Source organism: Streptomyces viridosporus (assembly GCF_002078235.1).
Taxonomy (GTDB): domain Bacteria; phylum Actinomycetota; class Actinomycetes; order Streptomycetales; family Streptomycetaceae; genus Streptomyces; species Streptomyces viridosporus.
On sequence record NZ_MSGP01000505.1, the window covers coordinates 1 to 6,918 of the forward strand.

Consider the following 6,918-nt stretch of genomic DNA (forward strand, 5'->3'; position numbering starts at 1 on the left):
AGCAGGTAGCCGGTCGCGCCCGACTTCACCGCCTCCAGCACGTCGGCGTGCTCGCCGCTGGCCGACAGCACCAGGACGCGCAGGGCGGGGTTCGCGGCGACGACCTCCTTGCAGACCCGGACGCCGGGCTTGCCCGGCAGGTTCAGGTCGAGGACGAGCACGTCCGGGGCGGCGGCCTTGGCGCGGCGCACCGCCTGGTCGCCGTCCCCCGCGGTGGCGACCACCTCGAAACCGGACTCGGACAGGTCGCGGGCGACGGCGTCGCGCCACATGGGGTGGTCGTCGACCACCATCACCCGGACCGGGCCCCGGCCGGCCTCCCGTTCGGCTGCGGTGTCCGTCATCGTCGCTCCGCCTTCCCCCGGGCGTCCCCCCGGCCGTCCGTCCCGTCGTTGCCTGCCTTCGGCACCTTCAGCTCGACCTCGGTGCCCTGTCCCGGCACCGAGACCAGTTCGGCCCCGCCGCCGAGGTCGCGCAGCCGGCCCCGGATGGACAGGGCCACGCCGAGCCGGCCCTCGCCCTCGGCCTGGGCGAGCCGGCCCTCGGGGATGCCGGGTCCGTCGTCGCGGACGGTGACGATCACCTCGTCCGGTTCGTCCTCGACCAGGATCCACGCGCGGGCCTGCTCCCCGGCGTGGAGGCGGACGTTGTCCAGGGCGGCGCCGACGGCCGCGGCCACCTCCCGCGCGGCGGCCGGCGCGAGCCGCACCGGCGCCCCGGGTTCGGCGAGGCTGACCCGGGCGCCCGCGTAGGGGGCGAGCAGCGCGCGCAGATCGACCGGGCCACCGTCCCCGTCCGGTTCCCCGCCCTCGTCGGCGGTCCGTACGGCGGTGCCCTCGGCGGCGTCCCGCGACGCGCGGGGGACCGGCACGAGTCCGCCGGAGACCAGCGTGCGCAGGGCGACCTCCTGCTCCCCGGCCAGCCGGCCCAGCTCGGCCGCCTCGCCGCCGATCACGGCGCCGCGCCGCTGCACCATCGCGAGCACCTGGAGCACGCCGTCGTGGATGTCCCGCGCGAGCCGCTCCCGCTCCCTGGTGGCGGCCTCGATCTCCAGGGCGCGGGCGAGGGTGCGCTCGGAGGCGCGGGCGACCTCGACGACGTAGCCGATGGCGATGGAGGCGACCCAGACGAGGATCACGTTGTGCACGGTGTCGCGGGCGGGGCTGCCGCGTTCGACCAGGTTGGCCGCGGCGACGAGGGTGGAGGCGAGGGCCGCCCAGCGCCAGCCGCCCTTGACGGCGAACGCCAGCACCGAGCCGGCGGTCCAGATGGACGGCAGGGTCGGGCCGCCCGCCTGGACGCGTTCGTGCGCGTCGGCGACGGGGGTGAGCAGGATGCCGGTGAGCGCGATGGTGAGGTCGGCGGTGAGGAAGCCCTTGGTGCAGGCGGCGGCGTTCGCGACCTTGGGCAGCGTGGCCAGGGTCCACACGAGGAGGAGGGTGAAGTAGGCGACGGCGAGCCAGGGCCGGGTGAACTCCTCGTGGGCGGAGACGAACAGACCGACCGCGTACACCATGGTGAGCACCCGGTAGCCGGCGAGCGCGCGCCACAGCGGCAGCTCGACCGACATCCTCATGACCTTCTCGCGTCCCGGCACGTGTCCCCCCGTCTCCGTTCCGGGCCCGGCTAGGGGTCGGAACGCCGTTGTTCGGCCCGGTCCCGCTCGGCCTGTTCCCGCTCGGCCCGCTCCATGGCGGCCCTCAGCTTCTCGGCCTGTTCCCTCTCCTCGCGCGCGAGCGCGGCCTTCGCCGCCCTCTCGGCTTCCTTCCCGGCTTCCCTCTCGGCCTTCTCGGCCTCCTTCTCCGCCTTGGCCTCCTCCGCGAGCTGCCGCTTCATGGCGGTCGCGTAGATGTCGACGTACTCCTGGCCGGAGAGCTTCATGATCTCGTAGATGACCTCGTCGGTCACCGCGCGCAGGACGAAGCGGTCGTGGTCCATGCCCTCGTAGCGGCGGAAGTCCAGCGGCTTCCCGATCCGGATGCCCGGCCGCATCAGCTTCGGCACGATCTTCCCGGGCGGCTGGATCTTCTCCGTGTCGATCATGGCGACCGGGATCACGGGCGCGCCGGTGGCCAGCGCCACGCGGGCGAGGCCGCCGGGCTTGCCCCGGTAGAGACGGCCGTCGGGCGAGCGGGTGCCCTCCGGGTAGATGCCGAACAGCTCACCGCGCTCCAGCACCTCTATGCCGCTTCTGATCGCGGCCTCACCTGCGCCGCGCGTGCCGGAGCGGTCCACCGGGAGCTGGCCCACGCCCTTGAAGAAGGCGGCCGTCAGCCGGCCCTTCACCCCCGGCGTGGTGAAGTACTCGGCCTTGGCTATGAAGGTGACCTTGCGGTCCAGCACGGCCGGCAGGAAGAAGGAGTCGGAGAACGACAGGTGGTTGCTGGCCAGAATGGCGGGGCCCTCGGCGGGGACGTTCTCCAGGCCCTCCACCCAGGGCCTGAAGGCGAGCTTCAGTGGCCCCCCGATGGTGACCTTCATCGCGCCGTACAACAACCGAGTGCCTCCTGTGTGTGTGGGTCAGACAATATCCCGGAGTGCCGCGGAAGGACCCGACGGCCCTGGTCGGTGTCAGTACGGTCGCGTACGGTGAAGGTCCTGCGATCCGTGTGCAGTCCCTGCCCGACCGTCATGACGTGCCCGCCCCCTTCTCACGAACCCCCACGAACAGGAGGCCGAAGGTGCCGCTCCTGACCGGAGCCGAGCCGTTCCGTCACGAGGGCGGGGAGACCGCCGTCCTCCTCTGCCACGGCTTCACCGGTTCACCGCAGTCGCTGCGCCCCTGGGCGGAGCACCTCGCCGGACACGGCCTGACCGTCTCGCTGCCGCTGCTGCCCGGACACGGCACGCGCTGGGAGGACCTCCGGGCCACCGGATGGCAGGACTGGTACGCGGAGGTGGACCACGAGCTGCGACTGCTGCGGGACCGCTGCTCCCGGGTGTTCGTGGCCGGTCTGTCGATGGGCGGCGCGCTCGCCCTGCGGCTGGCCGCACGGCACGGCGACGCGGTGAGCGGGGTCGTGGTCGTCAACCCGGCGAACAAGGTGCACGGGGTGACCGCGCACGCCCTTCCGGTGCTCCGGCATCTCGTCCCGGCGACGAAGGGGATCGCGAGCGACATCGCGAAGCCCTCGGTGACGGAGCTGGGGTACGACCGGGTTCCGCTGCACGCGGCGCACTCCCTGCGGACGTTCCTGCGCCTCCTCGACGGCGAGCTGCCCCAGGTCACCCAGCCGCTGCTGCTGCTGCGCAGCCCGCAGGACCACGTGGTGCCGCCCGCGGACTCGGCCCGCATCCTCGGCCGGGTCTCGTCGGTGGACGTGACGGAGGTCCTGCTGGAACAGAGCTACCACGTGGCGACGTTGGACCACGACGCGGAGCTGATCTTCCAGGAGAGCACCGCGTTCATCGGCCGGCTCGCGCCCGGCGCCGTCAAGGAGCCCGGTCTCGGCAAGGAAGGGACGACCGCAGGTGGCTGAGCACGACTCGGACCGCGAGGACCGCGAAGGCCGCGAGAGCCGCGAGCCGGAGGAGAAGAGCGTCGAGAAGGGCCTGGGGAAGGACCTCGAGAAGGACGCCCCCTTCGACGAGGACGCCGCGTGGGCGGCGATCGTCGCCGGGTACGGCGAGGAGCCGCCGGACCCGCCGGGGGCCAAGCCCTTCAAGTCGATCGAGGACCTGGCGCTGCTGGAGGCCGGGACCAACGACGGGCGGACGGAGACCGAGGCGCCGCGGAGACCCAAGGACGAACCGGTCGAACCGGCTGAACCGGCTGAACCGGCCGGGCCCGCCAAGCCGCTGGGCGGCTCCGTGTCCTTCGCCCCCGGTGTCGGCCCCCGCGACTACAGCCTGGCCGAGCCCTCCGAGGAGGACCTCGGCGAGAGCGACGAGGGCCACTTCGTACCGCCGGAGCCGCCGCCGCTGCCGGAGACCGACGTCACCGCCAAGTTCGCCTGGCTCGGGGTGCTGGGCGGTCCGCTGCTGCTCCTGCTGGCGGTGCTGTTCGGCTGGGAGATGACCTGGTGGCTGACCACGCTCTCCATCGGCGGCTTCCTGGGCGGCTTCGCCACGCTGGTGATGCGTATGCGCACGGACGACGAGGACGACGACGATCCGGGCCGGGGCGCCGTGGTCTGAGGGCCCCGGGAATCAGGCGGCCGGAATCCTGAGGGCGGCCAGGACCGGAAGGTGGTCCGTGGCCGCCCTCAGGTCGTCCCCGGTCACCCCCGGCTGACCGTGCGGCACCCCGCAGCCCAGCACCTCGACGCCCCCCGTGACGAACAGCGCGTCGATGCGCTGGTGCGGGTCGGCGGGCCCCCAGGTGTGTTCACCGCCCCAGGGGGCCGCGGCCCAGCAGTCCGTCAGGTTCCCGGCCAGGCGCCGGAAGGTGCGGCCGTCCGGACCGTCGTTCAGGTCGCCGCCGGCGACCGCGTGCTCCACGCCCATCCCGGCGAGCCGGTCCAGGAGCATGCCGCCCTGCTCGTACCGCTCGTCCTGCCGCAGCGACAGGTGGCAGCTCAGCACGCCCAGCCGGGCGCCGCCGAACCGTACGACGGCGGTGGCGAAGCCGCGCCGGTGCAGTCCCGGGGTGAGCGGCAGCAGTACGTCCTCGGTGCGCTCGACGGTCGCCCGCAGGGAGCACAGGAGCGCCGGTCCCGCGGCCGTGGCGCCCCCGGAGAGGACCACCAGCCCGGACGCGGAGGCCAGCCGGGCCAGTTTCTTGCGCCAGCGGAAGAAGCGCGGTGCCTCCTGGAGCAGGACCAGGTCGGGGGCGCAGGCGGTGATCACCCGGGCGAGGGCGTCCGTGTCGTCCCGCATCGACCGGATGTTGTAGCTCAGGACACGGATCACGGCCGATCCGTCCGGCTCGGTACGGGAGTCGGGCAGCAGCGGAGTCGTCGCCATGTCGATCAAGATACGCCGACCCGCCCGGCCGGAAGGGCCGTACGGGCCGACGACGGCACGAGACGGACCGGGCGGGCACGGAAGTCCCCCGCATGCCCTGAAGCCGGGGTGCCGCGCCAGGCCGGCCACGGGAACGGAAGGCCGGAGCGGGGGCGGGCCGTGCGCGGGCGCGTCCGCCCCGGAAACGGCGGCGCCCGCCGTCCCCGAGGGGAACGGGCGGGCGCCGCCGTGCGCATGGGGGCGGGATCACATCACGGGGTCGGGCTCCCGGGCCAGGTCGGCCGCGCCGACCAGGCCGGCCTTGTTGCCGAGCTGGGCGGCGAGGACCTCGGCGACGGGGCGCCAGTTGCTGCCCACCAGCCAGCGCTTGTAGGACTTGCGGATCGGGCCGAGGACCAGCTCGCCCTCGTCGGAGAGGCCGCCGCCGATGATGAACGCGGAGGGGTCGAAGAGGGAGGCCAGGTCGGCGAGGCCGGCGCCGACCCAGCGGGCCAGCTCGCGGTAGGAGTCGACGGCCACCCGGTCGCCCTGGCGGGCGGCCACGGAGACGTGCTTGCCCTCGATGCCGTCGGGGGTGCCGTCGCCGAGGGCGAGCAGCGTCTCGGCGTTCTCGGGGGTGGCGTTGGCGCGCTGCTTGGCGTACCGGACCAGGGCGCGGCCGGAGGCGTACTGCTCCCAGCAGCCCTGGGAGCCGCAGCCGCAGAGCAGGCCGTCCGGCACCATGCGGATGTGACCGAACTCGGCGGCCACGCCGAAGTGGCCGCGGCGCAGCTTGTTGCCGATGATGACGCCGCCGCCGAGGCCGGTGCCGAGGGTGATGCAGATGACGTTGCGGTGGCCCTTGCCGGCGCCGAACTTGTACTCGCCCCAGGCCGCGGCGTTGGCGTCGTTCTCCACGACGACCGGGAGACCCGTACGGGCCTCGACCTTCTCCTTGAGCGGCTCGTTGCGCCAGTGGATGTTGGGCGCGAAGTACACCGTCGAACGCTGGCGGTTGACGTATCCGGCCGCACCGATGCCCACGCCGACGATCTCGTGCCCGGCTCGCGCGCCCTCCACCGCGGAGGCGATGGAGTCCACGATGCCCTCGGGCGTGCCCGGGGTCGGCACCTTGTGGGTCGAGAGGATGTTGCCTTCCTCGTCGACCACGCCGGCCGCGATCTTCGTGCCGCCGATGTCGACGCCGATGGTGAGTCCCATGAATCCCTCAGTTTCGGTCGAGCCCCGCTACCGCCAACGGTACCCGAGGCCCTGCCTCCGGGTTTCCGGCATCCGCACGGTGAACGGGCCCGGCGGGGGTCATGGGGCACCCGCCGGGCCGGGGTCGGCCGGTGTCAGTCCAGGTCGATGCGCTCGCCGGGACCGGATTCGTCGCCCCGGTCGCCCCGGTCGCGGCGTTCCTCCAGGTCACGGGGGTCGGTGTCGCGGAGATCGGTGTCGCGGGCCGTCCAGCGGCGCTCCTGGTCCTGGACCGCGGAGCGGTAGGCGGCGAGGAGCTCGTTGCCGGCGGCGGCGAGGTGGTCGAAGACGTCCGGGTTGCGCTCGATGACGGGTTCCACGGCGGCCCTGGCCTGCTGCACGACCTGCCGCACCATCTGCTGCGCGGTGGGCCCGGTGACCGCGCCGAACAGCGGGGAGCCCGGGCCGGAGAGCTGGTCGAGCTTGTCGGTGACCGCGTCGACGAGCTTCTTCAGCTCCTCGGCGGCGGAACCGACGGAACCCCGGGGCGGCCCGTACCGGGCGCGGCGGCGGGCCTTCTCCGCCTCGAGGTCCTCCGCGCAGGCGGTCGCCCAGGCGTCGGCGTCGGCCGCCCGTACGTCGTCGGCGGTCCGCGCGTCCTTCGCGGTCCGCGCCTCCTCCACGGTCTCGTCCCCGGCGTCGTCGGACGGGGGGAGCTGTTCGCTCATGACGGACTCCTGACTACGGGTGACCTCTTCGACGTTACCCGAACGCCTCCACCGGCTTCAGCCGGTACGCGGCCACAGGCGCGGATCCGGCCGGAACCGGATCCGC

8 protein-coding genes are annotated in these 6,918 nt (G+C 73.6%); 2 read left to right on the plus strand and 6 right to left on the minus strand.

Annotated features, from left to right (window positions below):
• From B7L92_RS30625 to B7L92_RS30635, 3 genes are all read right to left on the minus strand, one after another.
• Positions 1–344: response regulator (locus B7L92_RS30625; RefSeq protein ID WP_143626402.1), on the minus strand; the 344-nt coding region annotated here is incomplete at its 3' end.
• A complete protein-coding gene (macS, locus tag B7L92_RS30630; protein WP_081240592.1) occupies positions 341–1,597 on the minus strand; it encodes a MacS family sensor histidine kinase in 1,257 nt (418 codons plus the stop codon). The genes macS and B7L92_RS30625, both read right to left, overlap by 4 nt.
• Before the next feature lie 29 nt (positions 1,598–1,626).
• Positions 1,627–2,481: a lysophospholipid acyltransferase family protein gene (locus B7L92_RS30635; protein WP_081240596.1), complete on the minus strand. Its 855-nt coding sequence runs from the start codon at positions 2,479–2,481 to the stop codon at positions 1,627–1,629.
• 200 nt (positions 2,482–2,681) lie between these two features.
• On the opposite strand from B7L92_RS30635, the gene B7L92_RS30640 reads away from it, so the two are divergent.
• A complete protein-coding gene (locus B7L92_RS30640; RefSeq protein WP_081240593.1) occupies positions 2,682–3,479 on the plus strand; it encodes an alpha/beta hydrolase in 798 nt (265 codons plus the stop codon).
• The gene (locus B7L92_RS30645; protein WP_081240594.1) at positions 3,472–4,137 is read left to right on the plus strand and encodes a hypothetical protein; all 666 of its coding nucleotides are present in this window, start codon (positions 3,472–3,474) and stop codon (positions 4,135–4,137) included. Before B7L92_RS30640 ends, B7L92_RS30645 begins: the two co-directional genes overlap by 8 nt.
• A gap of 12 nt (positions 4,138–4,149) precedes the next feature.
• Here B7L92_RS30645 and B7L92_RS30650 read toward each other — a convergent pair whose 3' ends face one another.
• From B7L92_RS30650 to B7L92_RS30660, 3 genes are all read right to left on the minus strand, one after another.
• Positions 4,150–4,905: an endonuclease/exonuclease/phosphatase family protein gene (locus tag B7L92_RS30650; RefSeq protein ID WP_081240597.1), complete on the minus strand. Its 756-nt coding sequence runs from the start codon at positions 4,903–4,905 to the stop codon at positions 4,150–4,152.
• A 246-nt stretch (positions 4,906–5,151) separates the two neighbouring features.
• A complete protein-coding gene (locus B7L92_RS30655; protein WP_004989151.1) occupies positions 5,152–6,105 on the minus strand; it encodes an ROK family glucokinase in 954 nt (317 codons plus the stop codon).
• A gap of 134 nt (positions 6,106–6,239) precedes the next feature.
• Complete coding sequence (locus B7L92_RS30660) at positions 6,240–6,812, minus strand: DUF5304 domain-containing protein (protein ID WP_081240595.1); 573 nt, start codon at positions 6,810–6,812, stop codon at positions 6,240–6,242.
• Positions 6,813–6,918 lie beyond the last annotated feature (106 nt).